A 17,856-nucleotide genomic window follows, 5' to 3' on the forward strand; every position below is an offset into this window, starting at 1 on the left:
AAAAGTTTTTTATTAAGACAGTTTTGACTGCATTTTGGTAATTTCCTCTATATTATGTGCAGTATCGCGCCATCAGAAAAAGGTTCTCGCACTGGTGCTGGCGTTCGCATGCGCGTTCACCATGTTTGCCGGTGCGGCGTTCACGGACGAGGCCGATATCCAGGCCAAGGACGCCGTGAACATGCTGACGGCGCTGGGCGTAATCGAGGGCGACCCCGATGGCTCCTTCCGTCCGGACGCAACCGTTACCCGTGCGGAAATGGCGAAGATGATCTTCGTTGTCCGCAACAACTCCATTGACGACTCGGCTTACGAGAACAACTCCTCTAAGCTGACCGACATCAACAGCCACTGGGCCAAGGGCTACATCAAGTTCTGCGAGTCCCAGGGCATCATCGCCGGCTACGGCGACAACACCTTCAAGCCCGACGCGACCGTAACCGGCGTGGAGGCTGCGAAGATGCTGCTCGTTCTGGCAGGCTACGACGCTGACAAGGCTGGTCTGGTAGGCCACAACTGGTCCACCAACACCCTGCGTTACGCTGGCTCCGCCGGCCTGCTGGACGACGTCAACTCCGGCCTGGAGCAGGGCCTGCCGCGTCAGTACGCCGCGCAGATGATCGCAAATACGCTGGACACCAACCGCGTGAAGTGGTCCACCGACTCCGATTCCTTTGACGACATCCTCAACGGCGGCGTCAAGGAAACTGTCGGCTCCGCTTACATGGGCCTGTCCTACGACTACGGCACCCTGACCTCGATCGAGACCGACTCCCTGACGATCAAGATCGATGCTGACTACGACTCTGATAACTACCACAACTCCGACCGTAACTACAGCAACGGCGACCTGGTCAACTTCACCAAGGTTTCCGAGGACTACACCTCCCTGCTGGGCCAGAAGGTCAAGGTCATGTTCAAGGATGGCAAGACCAACAATGTCCTCGGCGTTTACGCGGTTTCCGACAACACCGTTTACAACACCCTGATGAAGAATGTTGAGCTGGACGGCCAGAAGCTGAAGTTTGAAGGTTCTTCCTACTCTGTGGACAGCACCAAGTCGATCGACCTGACCTTTGTCGGCATTGACGGCGTTGAAACCGACACGGTTGCGTACACCTACTTTGACAAGGATGCTGCTGCGAATGAGCACGACACCAATGGCAACACCTCCTTGGCTGAGGTAACCTTTGTTGACTCCGACGGCAACAACAAGATCGACACCGCGATCGTATTTGAGAAGATCGGCGGCGAAGTGACCAACGTTGCTTCCGACAAGATCACCTTTGCCGGCAAGTCCTACAAGTTTGCCGATGAAATCATCGATGAAGAGCTGGAAGCGGACGATTACGCGGTAATGTCCTACAGCATGTACGAGGACTGCAAGGAAATCGTCAAGGCTGACATTGTCACCGACGAGCTGGAGGGCAGCAAGAACAAGACCTCGGATAACGGCAACTACAGCCAGTACGAGATCGCCGGCACCTGGTATAACATCGACACCACGGACAGCGACACCGGCTATGAGAACGTATCCGTAGGCGACACCGTTAAGGCGTATGTTGCCAACGGCGTTATCCTGAACGTTGACACCGACGACGGCACGGGCGCAATCCCGACCAATGTCGCGGTTGTTGTCGGTAACGGCAGCGGCTCGACCACCCTGTACGGCGATCAGGTCAAGCTGCGTTACTTCGACGGCACGCTCAAGACTGTCACGATCGACAGTGATAACAGCATCGCAGGCAACGACACTCAGCTCGGCCGTGCGTACAAGGTTTCCGGCAGCGACAGCGCTACCAAGCTGGAAGAGCTGAAGAACCAGAAGTACAACGGCTACCTGGCGCTGGTCTATGGCAGCGAAGACGCTAAGAACGTTGCACTGGGCAGCAACAACACGATTGCCGGCAAGCGCGTCGCGGACGACGCTGTGATCGTTGTTTGGGACGAGAACGGCTCCTCCAAGACCATCACCGGCAAGCAGTTCAACAACCTGACCTCCTCCGCTGATCTGGTAACCACCAAGGGCGCTGGCGCGGTATTCACCAAGGATTACAACGGTCTGGACCGTGTCCGCTTGGCCTCTGTTGAGGTTAAGTCTGGTTCTACCATTGGCGATATCTCCGGCACCTCCAACGATAACTACGGCTACATCACCGCGGACGCGGTTGAGCGCAGCAACGGCGACGTCACCTACACCCTGTGGAACGGCTCCGAGAACCTGACCGTTAAGGAAGAGAACGGCACCGCGAGCGACCGCGCCAAGGGTACCGTGATTGGTTACGGCAGCATCGATGCTGACGGCTACATCCAGGATGTTGACGACAGCTACGGCCTGCTCAAGAGCGTAAGCAACACCACGCCGAGCCAGAGCAACCTGGCGGTAGGCGCGAACAAGGCTTCCACCACCCGCTCCATCTCGGTTGGCGACAACCAGCTGAACGTCACCGCGGACACCAAGGTGCTCGTGATTGACTCCAGCGAGGACGACGACGCGATCGGCCAGGAATACATCTACGGCACGACCACGCTGCGCAAGGCTGACAAGGATGTTAACGACGATTACATGAACAACGTTGCATATATCCTTGACGAGGCTGTGGTTGATGGCGAGGCTGATCTTGAGCTCCTGATCATCGACAACACCGGCAAGTTCGATTGGATCGACGATGGCAGCAGCGACGATGAGGAAGAGGAAGAAGAGGGCGGTTCTTCTACCAAGGATAACATTACGGTTACCACTGATGCTTCTCTGGCAGTTGATAAAGTCCTGACCTCTATCGATGGCTCCGGCAACCTGACCATTGCTCTGCCTGCACCGACCGGCGCGGCTTCTGTAACTGCAGATATTACCGTTAAGGTTGATGGTATCAACGCTACGGCTGCCGAGGGTTCGATTACCGTCGATCAGAAGACCTGGACTGTTACCGGCAAGAACCTGAGCGACAAGAATAAGATCACGGTTGACGTGAAGAACTACAAGGTAGTTATGACGGTCGCTGAGGGTGCTCTGACACTGTCTGATGTTCCGGCTAAACCGGTTGATGGAACGGCTGAGGCTGCTTTGCCTACAACTGCTCCGACAACCACTCAGGCCGGCTTGGGTACGATTAGCGCTGTAACTTGGGCTGAAACCACGGATAATGGTACGCCTAACCAGGTTGATAGCACGGATGTTTGGACTGCAACGTTCACCATTGCAGCAGATAACGGCTACCAGTTTGTGAACGGCGGCACTTACACTTTGGGCGGAGCGACAGTAACTGCGACCACAACTCAGTTAACGGTTGTATTTACGTTCACCATTGATTAAGGTATTCGCTACAATCCGTATGGAAAGGGGCTTCTCTCATATGAGAGGAGCCCCTTTTGTTTCAAGTTTACTTGAACACGATATACCGATACGGATTTGCCACACTGTCCTCCGTGTTGGTGCAGTTGAGCATGCCTTTCACCTCAAAGCCCGTGGAGGTGACAACTAAATGATATGCTGCGATATCTGGCATTGCAAGCTCCATGCGCTGGGGATTATCTACGTTGCCAATCCATCTGGCGTTTGCAACGTAAGCGTAAAATAAGCCAAGAGAAAGGGCGCAGGTAAATTTGCAACCTGCGCCCTTTGAGATTGGACAGTAAATGGGATTTAGGATTTAGATGAAGAAAGATCCTGGAATTCAGCGGAGTAAACCGCATGGAAAAGAACCGCGAGGAATTCGGTAGAACATAGATGCCTGTCAAGAGGCCTTTGCGCAAGGGATTCCAGGAGTACGCGGTTGCGTATCCACGCAATCCTGGATACGGTTCGGATATTACGTTCCACTGCCTTCCAGTTCGTCCCATATCTCCTGGCAACATCAGGATAAAGCCATTTTGTTACCAACAGAAGCCTGTCTTGCCGTTCCATACACAGAGACACTGCGTAGGTAGTATGAAGAAACCCCTTATAATTCGCGGTTACTCCAAGGCTGTACAACAGATCACAAGTCGCATTTAGGTAGGGCAAGGTTTCATCTCCTTTTGCTTTATACAAGTTCATCCCCTTCTTCTGGCTGGATCCGCATAAATGTTTCCATCGGGACATCCAAAGCCACGGCTACTTTACAGAGAAGACATGCGGATGGGTTTGTCTTCTCACCGGTCTCCAAGGCTCGTACATGGCGAATAGAAGTGCCCATTTTTACGGCCAGCATCGCTTGTGTCTTGCCTCGGTCTTTGCGTACTTCGCGCAGTTTTGCTCCATCAAAGCTTGCTTCCATTTTCCTCACCTCCCTTCATGCAAAGCATAAGGGATGGAAGGGATTACCTGTGAGGCTCTGTAGTTCCCCTTTGGTGGAAAATGTCGAAAAAAATGGACCGGCCTTTCGGTCAGTCCATTAAAAAACCTATATTGTAGAGTCCTCCTGGCCCCTGCGATATTGCACCGGAACAAGATCCGGCGTCAGTTTTGTGGCCCACTCTCTGTCAGCCACGGCCATAGATGGCGCCCTGGACAGCACATAGACCAGATACCGGTATGGGTCAAGGTCGTTTTCCTTGGCCGTTTCAATCAGGCTGTAAACAATGGCGCTGCTCTGGGCCCCGCCTTCCGTATTTGCAAACAGCCAGTTCTTCCGCCCCATCACAAAGGGTTTCATACTCCGTTCTGCCCGGTTGTTGCTTATTTCCAGCCGCCCGTCCTCCAAAAAGCATTTTAGATATGGCCACTGCTCCCGCAGATAATACAGCGCCTTTCCCAAAGAGGACTTGGGCGGGGCGGTTTTTGTTTCCGCCCATGCCAACAAAGCGTCCATCACCGGTTTGGACCGGATCAGACGCTGTTTGTACCGTTCTTCCGGCGGCAGATCCGCCAGTTCCTTTTCAATGGCGAAGAGAACATTGCAGTATTGCAGTCCCTCCAACGCCGCGCAGCCCGTCTGCTGCTCTTTTGGCAAGGCGTTCACCGCTTCGTCAAACTTTCGCCGCAGATGCGCCCAGCAGCCAACCACCCGGATGTTCTCCGGCAATCGGTGGTAGCCGGAATAACCATCAGCATGGAGCCAGCCCGTAAAGCCCTTGAGGAACGCCTCGGCATTCTCCGCCTTTCGGCTCTGCTGGTACTCATACAGGACAATGGGGTGCCCGGCGTCTCCACCGGTCCGGTACAGCCACATATAGCACTTGCTCCTGGCCGTCCGCCCTTCCAGTTTCAGCACCTGCAGAGTCGTCTCATCCGCGTGGAGGACCTCTCGCTGAAGCAACTGTTGGTGCATCTGGTCATAGATGGGCCGCAGCCAATCCTCCGCCACCCGCAACACCCAGTTGCTCATCGTCTGCCGGGAGAGCATCACCCCAGCCCGATTCCATTCCTGTTCCTGCCGGTACAGCGGAGCGTACATCACAAACTTTTGGACCATGATATGAGCCACAGCCTCTGGGGAGGCGTAGCTGCCTGAGATCAGGGGAGGCTCTTTTTCGGCTTTCAGGACAGGTGTTTCCGTCCCCGTCTGCTTGCAGTTCTGGCAGGCGTATGTAAAATAAACATCTTCCCGGATCTTCACCTGGGCGGGGATCATCACCAGAGTACGGCGAACCTCACTCCCAATCTCCGTCATGAGTGTACCGCATTCAGGACAGTTACGCTCAGACTCCGGGACACGGTGTTCTACCACCTCAACAGGAACATTGTCCGGCAGTACCTCCTCCACACGGGAAGACCGCTTCTGCCGGGTGTGGGCAACAACCTTGCTCTCCGTTACGGAAGTCCTTTTAGCAGACAGCCACGCTTCCGTTTCATCAAACATCAGGCTCAACTGGCCTGCCAGTTCTTCCTTCGTCTGCTCGGACGATGCCCCATAGACTTTCTTTTTGGCAAGACGCATCTGCTCCATCAGCCAGTCCAGCTTCTGGTTCAGCTCGTCTCTTTCCGCCTTCAGAGACTCATATTCCGCACGGGAAATGGTCACCATTTCCGTGTTGCTTGTGATAATATTCACTTCATTTTTCATATTCTCATTATAACACAAAACCCCTTAAAACACCAGCATTTCAAGGGATTTCGAGGAAAATAGCATCCGATTTTTCAACGCTATATCATACTCAGGCCAGTCACCGCTTTGTGCGCTTTGGGCTGTTCGATCTTTAACCCTTCCATAAGCCAGCGGTACTGCTGGCCTGTCAACTGGCGCGCCTCATCTCCGTTCCGCGGCCACTGGAAGGCGCCTGCTTCTAACCGCTTATATACCAGAACAAATCCATCCCCCTCCCAATACAGCCCCTTGATCCGATCCCGCCGGTAACCGCAGAACAGGAACAGCGTATTGCTGAACGGGTCCAGATGGAACTGCCGCTGTACCAATGTCGCCAGGCCGTCGATCCCTTTCCGCAGATCTGTGTACCCACAGGCTATATACACTTTTTCCGCGCCGCGAAAATCATTCAGCATGGCACACCGATCGGCAGATCGCCTCTATCACCGGCAGCTCCACTCCCGCATAAATCTCAACTTCTATCCCTCGCCCCTTTACCACCACTGTTACTGCCGACTGTTTCCCCTCTGGAGCAGTCTGAAGAAACTCCCTGTTCCACATCCCTTCCTTCCTCACTCTCAGCTCTACAAATTCAGCCGCCTTTTTTTTCTGCCGGTACTCTTTCCACCTTTTTTATCCCGTGGCCACTTCGCTGCAATACTCTTTTCTCCCATCGGTAATACGTCTTTGTGCTGATGTCCCGTTCATCGCACCATCCCGTTACTGTTTGCCCGCTGCTCCGGCATTCCTGTACGAGCTCCGTCCATTGGGCCACTTGCTGCTCCCGATGTCTTTCCCGAATTGTCATTTTTCCCAGCTCCTCTGCTTCCTTTGACTTCCCTTAATGCTATCCACTGCAACTTTTATCCTTATTTTCTCACACTCTACCTCTACCAACAATCCGTTGCTTTATTTGACGCTTACTTTGCAACCAGCACGGCTTTGGGTTGGTAGCCTAAGCGGATTGCTTGCGTATTCTTTTCACCGTTGCCGTTATAGCTGCCAAGATAAATCTCGCATTTCTGTGCCTCCACCTCGGTCAGACGGGTATCCAGTGCGGAAACAGCCGCTTCCCGCGCCTCGCTTTCGGTATTAAGCGACGTCTGGGTTGCTTTTGCGTCCAGTTCGGCGGCAAGCTCCTCTGAGAGCATCTCCCGATCGATCGTGTCCCCGAACGTATCCACCACGATGCCCTCCCACACGCGCCTCCAGCCGTGAAGCCTCGTCGCAGATTCCGTTCACCGCCTGCCGCAGCTCCTCCGGACTGCTGTCGAATCGCGCTTTCAGCTCGTTTGCCGGCAGGCTCGGCTGGTCGGGCAGGTCGGTGATTTTGTGCTGGAACGCTGTGATTTTATGATCGCTGAATGACATGAAAAACCTCCTTTTGTTTGGGGCGGCCGGAGCTCCCCCTCGCGCGCGTTCCTCTGACCACGCGGGCGCGCGCGTGAGGGGTTCCCCGCCCGCCGTTTGCACCGACACGGGAAAGTAAGCGTCTACCAGAATAGCAGAAACGGGAAAAAGCGCAAGGGCAAATACTTGCCCTTGCGCTTTCCGTTTTTTGGGCTATTATAACGGTTGCTTACTTTCCCCGCATGAAAAACCAGACGGGGCGGCTCCGCCCCACGCGCGCCCGCGCGCGCTGTCCAAGGAACGCGCGCGGGCGGCACCGACAAAAAGGAGGAAACCATGTCTTTTTCTGACCACAAGATCACGCAATTCACACACAAAATCACCGACCTGCCCGACCAGCCGAGCCTGCCGGCAAACGAGCTGAAAGCGCGGTTCGACAGCAGTCCGGAGGAGCTGCGGCAGGCGGTGAACGGAATCTGCGACGAGGCTTCGCGGCTGGAGGCGCGTGTGGAGGGCATCGTAGTGGACACGTTCGGGGACACGATCGATCGGGAGATGCTCTCAGAGGAGCTTGCCGCCGAGCTGGACGCGAAAGCCGAACAAACCGCGCTTACCGGCGTTGACAGCCGTCTGCAGTCCGCAGAAGCTACCCTGCAGGCGCACACCGCGCAGCTTGCACAAAAAGCGGAGGTGTATTTCGGCACCTACACCGGTGACGGCGCCGCCAGCCGTTTGATCAATATTGGTTTTACGCCAAAAGCCGTGATGGTGATGTGCGGCGGATATGCGACTTATTCAAGGGTAGCCAGACCCACTGGTACGGCGGCCTGGCGCTGACGGGAAAGCCGGTGAAAGCATCGGACGGCAGGTCGGTATTGAACATCGAGGCGGGTGGTTTCCGCGTTTACACGGAGAGCACGCAGGTTTTTGCCGACTATGTCATGTCGAATACGGCAGAGCGGTCTTATCACTACATAGCCGTGAAGTAAAAAGGGAAAACCCCTCTCTTTCGAGAGGGGTTTTCGAATGCAAGCACGGAATTAAGCAACCGTAGTGGTAGCGGTGATAACCAGATCACCATTTTCAATTGCGACACCCGTTACTTCGGTAGCGGTTGCGCCTGTCAGCGTAACATTGTCCGCCTGAATCGTCGATGCAAATTCGTTGTTGTTCGCATCAGTCAACTCAACAGTAATCTTCACAACAATCGTGTCACCTGTTGCGATGGTATCGCCGTCAACATTTGCAATAACGCAAGCAGCCTCGTCAACAACCGGAGTTGCCGTGCCAGCCACAGTCGGGGTCAGAGTAGCAGTCAGCGTACCCGGGTCGTAAGTAGCCAGAGAGTCACTATCAGCCGCTTCTGTAAAGCTTGCAATCGTCACAGCAGTAATCTTCTGCTTCGCCACCGAGAACTCCTGAGTATCCTCAGCGCTGCCAACCTTAACTACCAGCACATAGTCGCCAGCCGCCAGAGTAGCACCCTGAGTCAGCTTGCCCTGTGCAGCAGTTTCATTGTTGCTGGTGATAAAGCCAAACGGAGTCGTTTCGGTAACATTAGTGGAGTCTACCAGGTTGGTGCTACGGGTGGTAGCATCAGCTTTGGTGTAAACTTCCATCTTCGGGGTCTCGCCGATTGCGTTCTTGTAAACAACGTTTACATCAAATGCAGTCGTACCGCCGAAAGTCAGGGACGGAGCCGCAGACTTGATTTCAACGGTAGCAGCAGACGGATCCGGAGCCGGGGTAGAGCCGTTGGCCGTAAAGGTCGCGGTAACATTGCCTGCGCCGGTAACGATCAGCGAATCAAACAGGTTGTATTCGCCGCCCTTGACAGACAGGGTAACCGTACCGTCGTTGTCGTTAGTCTCGATATCGGCAACATTGGTCAGCGTCAGCGTGCCATCCTTGTCAGCGTAGAACGAAAGCTGCATGATCGCGCCTTCGTAAGCCGCGCCCTCGTCGGTGTCGTTCGTGCGGGTGTTCAGCCACTGTACGTCAGACAGGCCGGAGATAGAGGGCAGCGTGTAAGCGCCATAGCGCTTGCCGGCGATCTCGTTAACGTCGATTACAATAACCTCGCCGCCGTATACCAGCAGGTTGGTCGCGTAGTAGGTAGTGCCGTTAACCTTCTGGCTATTCGCCTTGGTTGCAACGCCATCTTCCAAGCCGGTGCCAGCCTTGGAGTCAACGTACAGAACAGTGCTGTAATCATCCAGATCCTCATACGGGAGGTTAATCGTGCTGGATTCGATCGTGGTGCCCTTGGAGTTAACAGAGGTGATGGAACCAGCCGTTACACCAGAGGTGATCGCAACAGCGTCGGTCATGACCTTGTTGCCATCCTCATCATTGATCGCGGTGTAGCCAACGATAGTACCCTTGGTGAAGTCGTTCTCGCGGGACTTTTCAGCTACAACCTCAACGTTTTCAGCGCCGGTCCAAACGGTGAACTTGATGTTGCCGTTGGAGAGCTTAACAGCGTCCTTGGTGATGAAGCCGTAGTTCGCATTCGAAGAAATATTGTCGAATGTAGTACCCAGAGAACCGTTGCCGTTGAACTCAACAGCGATAACGGAAGCGCGGTTCAGGCCGTCCACGTCGGAGGTGAAGTAGCCCAGAGTAGCCTGATACAGGTTGTTGGAGCTGCCATCGACATCGAGCGTACCGTCGCTTACCAGCGCCTTGAGCTGCTTGCCGGTGATGTGCTTGATGTCAGCCTTGGTCGTGTTGGCCGGCGTACCGTGGCTGTCCGTCGTCCAAACGATAACGTCTGCGCTGTCAGAAATGCGGTCAGTGTCGACCTTATCGCCAGCGGTATCCAGATCCTCCTTGCCCTCGTAGGTGAAATCACCGTAGAAGTCAGCGGTGGAGGCAAGGGCAATCAGCTCATAGGTGCTGCCGGACTTGCTGTACTCGTAGAACTGGCCGGGAACAATAGCGGTACCCTTATCGCCGTTCTGCTGCGTAAAGTAGGTGTTCTTCAGGTTGATGGTCGCCTTGTCGCCGTTCGGGAACATGACGCGCGCCTGATCGTTGGACAGGCCGTCCTGGCCAACATAGGACACGAACAGAACGTCGGTCAGCTTGTCGGAACCAGCGGAGGTCTTGTCAGCGTAGAACAGAATGCCGTTTACGGCAACATATTCTGCCTCAACACCCGGCTTTACGTTGGTGTTGATGTCCTTGTTGGAGGAATCGGTTTCATTGAACCACTCGTCGCCGATCTGGTACTGCTTCCAGCCGGTCTTATCCTTGGTGGCCTCAACAGTGCCGGTCGCCTTGGAGGCTACGACGATATCGTTGTTGTCGTTGTACAGGTTCTTGGTGATAATGACCCAGTCGTCCTTCTCAACGTCCTCGTCGATCGTGTCTTCGGAGAACTTGTAGGTTTTGCTGCCCGCGATGATCTGCGAGGAAGCGACATAGGTAACCTTGGCAACGTCTACCGTCTTGATGTAAGCGGTATCGATCTTGTTGTTGTCATCGGTGTCGATCAGGGTGATCACGTCCGCCGACTGCTGATCCTTGAACGCGCCAGCCTTCCAGTTTTCGTTCAGCTCTTCGCCGTCACGGATTACAGTCACGCCGTCGGTTTCAACCGAGTAGCTCTCGTCGTCAATGACGATCTTGCCGGCGTCGACGCTGATCTCGTTCTGATTGACCGTGACAACACTGTTGTCGTCGATCGGGTAAACGCCGAGAACAGAGTTGTTCTTGCCGTCCTTGAACAGAACCTTGACCTTCTGGCCCAGCAGGCTCGAGTAGTCGGTGTCAACCTTGACAAAATGCTCGTCGTCGCTGTCGCTGTCGGTGCGGTCAGAAGAGGACATCTGGATATCGAGGTCGGAGCCGTCGATGCTGATCAGCGTACCAACGTTGGTCCACAGATCCATCCACTTGCGGCCAACGGAGATCGAAGAGCCGCCCAGAGCGAGGCCGTCCTCGGAATCGTTGACGAAATCCTCAACGATTTCGGAGTAGCGGACAGCGGTCATATCCAGCGCGTTGGCGAGGATCTGCGCCGCGTCCTGACGGGTGCAGGCGCCGGTGATGGAAGAGTTAACGTCGTTCAGCAGGCGGTTGGTGGTTGCCAGGGTGACGGTGTTGGTCAGCCACTTGGTGCCGGTCAGACCAGCCTTGTCCGCGCGGTAGCCGCCCAGAACGAGCGCCATCTTGAGCGCTTCGCCGGTGGTTACGTTGCCGTCCGGATCGAACTGGGTCGCGGTCTTGCCCGCAACGATGCCGGTATTCTGCAGGTACTTGATGTAGCCCTGATACCAGCTGTCGGTCAGGTCGGTGAACGAAGTCGGGTTGTTCGCATGAGCGGAAGCGTCGTCGTTGCCGCCGTTGCGGATGACATAAATCATCTTGGCAAACTCAGCGCGGGTGACGTCTCCCTCAGGATTGAAGCTGCCGTCGCTGTAGCCATTGATAATGTTCAGCTCCGTCAGCAGGTCCACGGCTTCTGCGTTGACAATGTCCGCCTCGTCCGTGAACGCCGCACCGGCAAACATGGTGAACGCGCATGCGAACGCCAGCACCAGTGCGAGAACCTTTTTCTGATGGCGCGATACTGCACATAATATAGAGGAAATTGCCGGAATGCGGTCAAAAATACCCTCTAAAATAAACATTTTATAAAAATGGAAAATTGAAGCATATTTTCCTTATATGCAGGAAAGGCAATGAATAACCATAGATGCCAAATAAATTTTTCCCTGATTTTTGTTTTGTTTGTAAAACCTTACTGCAATGAAACAATATACACAAAAATGCATATTTATATTTGTATATAAGTGCCGGAGTATCAGGTGCTTTTCACGAATTCGCACAAAAGCCCTTGCATTGACAGATAGATATTGTATAATTTATATAGTGGCTTTGGCCAAATTACAGGATGAGGTGATACCAATGGACTATATTGCAGAATACAAACGTTGGCTGGAGAATCCGGCGCTTACTGAGAACGAGCGCGCGGAGCTTCAGTCCGTTCAGGAAAATAAGGAAGAGATCGAAAGCCGCTTTTTTGCCCCGCTGTCCTTTGGAACAGCCGGCCTGCGCGGCGTGCTTGGCGTAGGCCTCAACCGCATGAACCGTTTTACCGTGGGACAGGCCGCTCAGGGCTTGGCCAACCTGATCGTATCCAACGGAAAAGCCGCCATGGACCGCGGTGTTGCGATCGCGTACGACAGCCGCCATTTTTCGCCTGAATTTGCCAAACAGTCGGCCTGCATCCTTGCGGCGAGCGGCATCAAGACCCTGCTGTTCGACGAGCTTCGTCCGACCCCAGAGCTTTCTTTTGCGATCCGCCATTACGGCTGCATCGCGGGCATCAATATCACCGCATCCCACAATCCTAAGGAATACAACGGTTATAAGGTGTATTGGGAGGATGGCGCGCAGCTGCCCCCCGCGGAGGCCGACGTGGTCGCCAAGGAAATGGCGGCGACCGATATTTTCAGCGGCGTGCGCACGGGCGACTACGGCGCATTTGTGGAAAGCGGCATGATCCGCATTCTGGGCAGGGAAACGGACGAGGCATATCTCAACGAGGTGCTCAAGGTCGCAGTCAATCCGGACTGTGTAAAGCAGGTCGCGGATGAGTTTAAGCTGGTCTACACCCCGTTCCACGGCGCGGGCTACCGCCTGGTGCCGGAGATCCTGCGCCGGCTGGGCTATAAGCATATCATCTGCGAGCCGGAGCAGATGAAGATCGACGGGGACTTCCCGACGGTTAAAAACCCCAATCCGGAATACAAGGAAGGCTTCAACCTGGCGATCGAGCTGGCGCGGCGGAACGATGTCGACCTCATTATCGGCACGGATCCGGACGCCGACCGTACCGGCATTGTGCTCAAGGACAAGACCGGCGATTATGTCACCCTTTCGGGCAACCAGGTGGGCGTGCTGCTGATCGATTACATCATCACCGCCCGCAAGCTGACGAACACCATGCCCGCGCATCCGGCGGTGCTCAAGTCGATCGTGACGACTGAGATGGCACGCGCAGCGGCGGAAAAGAACGGCGTGGCGTGCTTTGATACGTTCACGGGCTTCAAATTCCTGGCCGAAAAGATCAAGCAGTTTGAAAAGACCGGCTCGCACAAGTACCTCTTTGCGTTTGAGGAGTCCTACGGCTATCTCGCGGGCGACTACGCGCGCGACAAGGACGCCGTGACCGCCTCCATGCTGATCGCGGAGATGGCGGCCTATTACCGCACGCAGGGCAAGACCCTGTACGACGCGATGGAGGAAATGTACGAAAAATACGGCTATTACTGCGAAAAGACGGTTTCCATCACCATGCCCGGCGTTTCCGGCTTGACGCGCATGAAAGAACTGATGGCAGAGTTGCGCGAAAAGCCGCTCGGCAGGATCGGCACGCATCAGGTGGAGTACACCCGCGATTATATGTCCGGCATCCGCACCCGCATGGCGGACGGCAGCGCGGAGCAGATGGAGCTGAAAGGCCAGAACGTCATGTATTACGAACTGGAGGGCGGAACGACATTTATCATCCGTCCGTCCGGCACCGAACCTAAGGTCAAGGTCTATATCATGGCCAAGGGCGACAGCAAGGCGGCGGCCGCCGAAAAGGTGGAGGCACTCTCCGCCGCGGCAAAGGAGATCGTCCGCTGAACAGCGGGATCCGCTGAAAAACCCCCGAAGTAGGCTTCGGGGGTTTTTCGCGTTTGTACGGCGCCGCGTCAGCGGTTTCTGCGCCAGGTATCCGGCGCAAACAGCAGCAGCATGGGGAACAGCTCCAAGCGTCCCGCCAGCATGTTGAACATCAGCACGATCTTGCTGAGCGGGTCGAAAAAGCCGAAATTGGAAGACGGACCGACCAGCTCCAGGCCAGGGCCGACGTTGTTGAGCGTGGCCGCGACCGCGGTAAAATTTGTGACAAGGTCTTGGCTGGAAAGGCACAGCGCGAGAGTGGACAGGATAAAAATGATCAGATAGGCGATCAGGAATACATTGACCGAGCGCATAACCTCATGCTGCACGCGCCGGCCGTCCATCTTATTGACGCGCACCGAGCGCGGATGGATCAGGAACTGCATCTCCTTTTTGATGCTTTTGCACATCAGCAGGACACGCGAGCATTTGATGCCGCCGCCGGTGGAGCCGGCGCAGGCGCCGATGAACATGAGCAGCACCAGGATGCACTTGCTGAACGCGGGCCACTGGTTGAAGTCCACCGTGGCGAAGCCGGTGGTCGTGATGATGGAGGCGACCTGGAACAGCGCGTGGTGCAGGCTGTCAAAAAAGCCGCCGAACAGATGACGGACGTTGCACGCGATCAGCAGGGCGGAGGCGGCAATTACGCCAAGGTAAACGCGCAGCTCCTCGATCCGGAGCGCCTGCTTCCAGCGGCGCGTCAGGATCAGGAAATAGATGTTGAAATTTACGCCGAACAGGATCATAAACAGCGTGACCACGGCCTGCAGGTAATAGCCGCTGTAATGCGCCATGGAGTTGTTCCAGATGCCGAAGCCGCCCGTGCCGGCCGTTGCCAGAGCAGTATTGACGGCATCGAACAGCGGCATGCCGCCGAGCAGCAGCAGCACGATTTCCAGAACGGTCATACCCAGGTAGATCGCGTACAGGATGAACGCGGTGTCGCGCAGGTGGGGCGACAGCTTGTTTACCGATGGACCGGGGCTTTCCGCTCGCATCAGGTAGATCGTCTGCCCGCCTGCGAGCGGGAGCACGGCCAGCATGAACACCAGCACGCCCATGCCGCCGACCCAGTGGGTCAGGCTGCGCCAAAGAAGCGAGGCGTGCGACAGCGCCTCCACATCGCCAAGGATGGTCGCGCCGGTTGTGGTGAAGCCGGAGATGCTTTCAAAAAGCGCGTCCACATAGGAGGGGGATCTCGCCGCTGAGCCAGAACGGGAGCGCGCCGGTCAGCGCGAGTACGATCCAGCACAGCGATACGGTGACAAAGCCCTCCCGCGCGTAAAAGCGGGTGTTCTTGGGCTTGCAGCGGGTAAACAGGCAGGAAAAGACCAGACAGAGCGCGGACACGGCCAAATAGGCGAACGCGATCGGTTCCTGGTAGATAACTGCTGTCAGCATGGGCAGCAGCAGGATGCCGCCCTCCACACTCAACATCCAGCCGACCAGGTAGCACACCATAGCGTGATTCATGGCCTCTGTTCCTCCGTTTCACGGGGCAGAAAGATATCCTGCAGGTCGTTCATGCCCTCGCGGGTGGAAACGACGATGACTGTGTCCCCCTCCTGCAGTATGTCCTGGCCGCGCGGGATGATCCGCTTGCCGCGGCGGTTGATGCAGCACAGCAGCACGTCGGGCCGGATGGGCATGTCCTGCAGCGGCACGCCGGTCAGGTCGTGCGCGGCCACGCGGAATTCGAGCGCCTCCGCGCCGCGCAGCTCGTGCAGCGTTTCCACATTGGAGCCCATGGAATTCTGCATCGCGCGGGTGTACTGGCTGATGAGGTCGGCGGTCGTCTGCTTAGGGCGGATGATGGCGCCGATGGGCAGGCTTTCGATGACCTCCTCGAAATTGACGCGGTTGATCTTAGTGAACAGCTTGGCCTTGGAATGGCGGCCCGCATGCAGCGCGAGCAGGATGTTTTCCTCGTCCATGCCGGTCAGGGCGATAAAGGCGCCGCAGGTGGCCAGCCCCTCCTCGTCGAGCAGGTCGCGGTCGGTGCCGTCGCCGTGGATGATGGTCGCGCCGGGCAGCAGCTCGGACAGCATCTCGCAGCGGTCGAGCCGGTTTTCGATGATCTTGACCGAAATGCCCGAGTTGAGCAGTATGCCGGCCAGGAAAAACGATATTTTTCCGCCACCCACCAGCATGGCCGAGCCGATATGGCTGTGCGGCACGCCGATCTTTTCAAAGAAATAGACCTGCTCGTTTGGGGGAATAATGATCGTGATATCGTCGCCCGCCTGCAGGATAAAGTCGCCCTTGGGGATAAAGGTGGTACCCGCCCGCCGAACCATGCACAGCAGCACATGGGTATGCAGCGAGACGTTGATCTCGCAGACCGGCATGCCCGCCAGACGGGAGCCGGACGGGAGGCGGATGTCCAGCAGCTCGATACGCCCCTTGGCAAACGTGCTCACGCCGATTGCGGAGGGGAAACGGATCAGGCGGGAAACGACCCGCGCCGTGGATAACTCCGGATTGATGACCATGGACAGGCCAAGTTCATCGCGGATAAAGCCGACCTCGGAAACATATTCCGGATCGCGCACGCGCGCGATGGTATGGCAGCCCGATGCCTTGCGCGCGATCAGGCAGGAGAGCAGGTTGATCTCGTCATGTGCGGTTACGGCGATCAGCAGGTCGCAGTCCTCGATGCCGGCGCTTTGCAGCACATGGTAGCTGGTGCCGCTGCCTTTGACTGAGGCCACGTCAAGCGAGGTGGTCAGGTCCTCCAGCCGTCGCTCGGACAGGTCGATGAGCGTCAGGTCATGCCCCTCGCTGGAAAGGTGCTCGGCCAAAGCTGAGCCGACCTTGCCACAGCCTACAATAATGATACGCATAATGCGCCTCCGATACGAATCTTAATATTTTCTTAATGCCCATAGCGATTATACCGTTTTACCGGCAAAAAGACAATATCTTTCCGAAGATATTGCGCGCCGCGGCGGCGTTGACCGCGGCTGCGGCGCATGGTATACTGAAAGCAAATAGCTGCGCCGGACGGGGCGCGGCGCAATCGGGCGGGAAGCGCCCTGATAAAGGGAGGGATGGGACATGGCACGGGTGCTGGAGGTATGCGTGGATTCGGTCGAATCCGCGGTCAGCGCGGCGCGCGGCGGCGCGATGCGGCTCGAGCTGTGCGCGAACCTGGTGATCGGCGGCACCTCGCCGGATGAGGACCTATTCCGCATGGTGCGCAGGCGGGTGGATATCCCGATCCGCGTGCTGCTGCGGCCGCGGTTCGGGGATTTCCTGTATTCGGAGGAGGAGTTCGAGCTGCTGCGGCGGCAGGTCAGGCGCTTTGCCGCGCTGGGGGCGGATGGGGTCGTGATCGGCGTGCTTCGGGCGGACGGAACGCTGGACGAGCCGCGCATGGCGGAGCTGATCGCGCTGGCGGGCGGCTGCGGGATCACGCTGCACCGCGCGTTCGACGTGTGCCGCGACCCATTTGAGGCGCTCGCGGCGGCGCGGCGTCTGGGCGTGGACACCATCCTGACTTCCGGCCGGCAGGCAAGCTGCACCGAGGGCGCGGCGCTGCTGCGCGAGCTGGTCGGGAGGAGCGGCGGCCGGCCGCAGATCCTGGTCGGCGCGGGCGTGAACGCGGACGTGATCCGCGCGCTGCAGCCGATGACAGGGGCGGACGCGTTCCACCTGTCCGCCAAGCGGACAGAAAACAGCCGCATGACCTACCGGCGCGAGGGGGTGCCGATGGGGCTGCCCGGCATCAGCGAATTCGAGGTCTGGCGGTGCGATGAGGCGGCTGTCCGCGCCGCGCGATGCGCGCTGGACGCGCTTTGCGGCGCAGAATAGGGGG

Annotated in this window: 14 protein-coding genes and 1 pseudogene; 4 read left to right on the forward strand and 11 right to left on the reverse strand. The window is 56.6% G+C overall.

The window, feature by feature from the left end; translation table 11 throughout:
* Positions 1-94: 94 nt before the first annotated feature.
* A complete protein-coding gene (locus RX717_RS00300; protein WP_159068128.1) occupies positions 95-3,313 on the forward strand; it encodes an S-layer homology domain-containing protein in 3,219 nt (1,072 codons plus the stop codon).
* Positions 3,314-3,380: 67 nt separating this feature from the next.
* Here RX717_RS00300 and RX717_RS00305 read toward each other — a convergent pair whose 3' ends face one another.
* From RX717_RS00305 to RX717_RS00330, 7 genes and pseudogenes are all read right to left on the reverse strand, one after another.
* Complete coding sequence (locus tag RX717_RS00305) at positions 3,381-3,506, reverse strand: hypothetical protein (protein ID WP_316960486.1); 126 nt, start codon at positions 3,504-3,506, stop codon at positions 3,381-3,383.
* Between the two features lie 137 nt (positions 3,507-3,643).
* Positions 3,644-4,081: a sporulation initiation factor Spo0A C-terminal domain-containing protein gene (locus tag RX717_RS00310; protein WP_316960200.1), complete on the reverse strand. Its 438-nt coding sequence runs from the start codon at positions 4,079-4,081 to the stop codon at positions 3,644-3,646.
* Complete coding sequence (locus RX717_RS00315) at positions 4,023-4,256, reverse strand: helix-turn-helix domain-containing protein (protein WP_054328537.1); 234 nt, start codon at positions 4,254-4,256, stop codon at positions 4,023-4,025. The genes RX717_RS00310 and RX717_RS00315 overlap by 59 nt, the downstream gene beginning before the upstream one ends.
* A 126-nt stretch (positions 4,257-4,382) precedes the next feature.
* Positions 4,383-5,984, reverse strand: coding sequence for an IS66 family transposase (gene tnpC, locus RX717_RS00320; protein WP_316960201.1), 1,602 nt, complete (start codon positions 5,982-5,984; stop codon positions 4,383-4,385).
* Between the two features lie 80 nt (positions 5,985-6,064).
* Positions 6,065-6,421: an IS66 family insertion sequence element accessory protein TnpB gene (gene tnpB / locus RX717_RS00325; RefSeq protein ID WP_054328538.1), complete on the reverse strand. Its 357-nt coding sequence runs from the start codon at positions 6,419-6,421 to the stop codon at positions 6,065-6,067.
* Positions 6,422-6,663: 242 nt separating this feature from the next.
* Positions 6,664-6,813 (reverse strand): annotated as a pseudogene (gene tnpA / locus RX717_RS15820) (IS66 family insertion sequence element accessory protein TnpA); the annotation flags it as partial.
* A 112-nt stretch (positions 6,814-6,925) separates the two neighbouring features.
* The gene (locus RX717_RS00330) at positions 6,926-7,189 is read right to left on the reverse strand and encodes a hypothetical protein (RefSeq protein ID WP_316960487.1); all 264 of its coding nucleotides are present in this window, start codon (positions 7,187-7,189) and stop codon (positions 6,926-6,928) included.
* Positions 7,190-7,691: 502 nt separating this feature from the next.
* On the opposite strand from RX717_RS00330, the gene RX717_RS00335 reads away from it, so the two are divergent.
* On the forward strand, positions 7,692-8,192 hold the full coding sequence (locus RX717_RS00335) for a hypothetical protein (protein WP_316960488.1): 501 nt from the start codon (positions 7,692-7,694) through the stop codon (positions 8,190-8,192).
* A gap of 203 nt (positions 8,193-8,395) precedes the next feature.
* On the opposite strand, the gene RX717_RS00340 is transcribed toward RX717_RS00335, so the two are convergent.
* Positions 8,396-11,899: an S-layer homology domain-containing protein gene (locus tag RX717_RS00340; RefSeq protein ID WP_316960489.1), complete on the reverse strand. Its 3,504-nt coding sequence runs from the start codon at positions 11,897-11,899 to the stop codon at positions 8,396-8,398.
* Between the two features lie 370 nt (positions 11,900-12,269).
* Between RX717_RS00340 and RX717_RS00345 the strand changes: the two genes are divergently transcribed.
* Positions 12,270-13,997, forward strand: coding sequence for a phospho-sugar mutase (locus tag RX717_RS00345; RefSeq protein WP_107631305.1), 1,728 nt, complete (start codon positions 12,270-12,272; stop codon positions 13,995-13,997).
* A 68-nt stretch (positions 13,998-14,065) separates the two neighbouring features.
* Here RX717_RS00345 and RX717_RS00350 read toward each other — a convergent pair whose 3' ends face one another.
* From RX717_RS00350 to trkA, 3 genes are read right to left on the reverse strand one after another with little or no spacing between them, the layout of a single operon-like run.
* Positions 14,066-15,223, reverse strand: a complete 1,158-nt coding sequence (locus RX717_RS00350) for a TrkH family potassium uptake protein (RefSeq protein ID WP_442908784.1) — start codon at positions 15,221-15,223, stop codon at positions 14,066-14,068.
* Positions 15,207-15,512: a hypothetical protein gene (locus tag RX717_RS15825; RefSeq protein ID WP_442908785.1), complete on the reverse strand. Its 306-nt coding sequence runs from the start codon at positions 15,510-15,512 to the stop codon at positions 15,207-15,209. The genes RX717_RS00350 and RX717_RS15825 overlap by 17 nt, the downstream gene beginning before the upstream one ends.
* A complete protein-coding gene (trkA, locus tag RX717_RS00355; protein WP_054328035.1) occupies positions 15,509-16,882 on the reverse strand; it encodes a Trk system potassium transporter TrkA in 1,374 nt (457 codons plus the stop codon). The genes RX717_RS15825 and trkA overlap by 4 nt, the downstream gene beginning before the upstream one ends.
* A 214-nt stretch (positions 16,883-17,096) precedes the next feature.
* Between trkA and RX717_RS00360 the strand changes: the two genes are divergently transcribed.
* Positions 17,097-17,852, forward strand: coding sequence for a copper homeostasis protein CutC (locus RX717_RS00360; protein ID WP_054328034.1), 756 nt, complete (start codon positions 17,097-17,099; stop codon positions 17,850-17,852).
* Positions 17,853-17,856: the final 4 nt, after the last annotated feature.

This window comes from Intestinibacillus sp. NTUH-41-i26 (genome assembly GCF_032769475.1).
GTDB lineage: Bacteria > Bacillota > Clostridia > Oscillospirales > Butyricicoccaceae > Agathobaculum > Agathobaculum ammoniilyticum.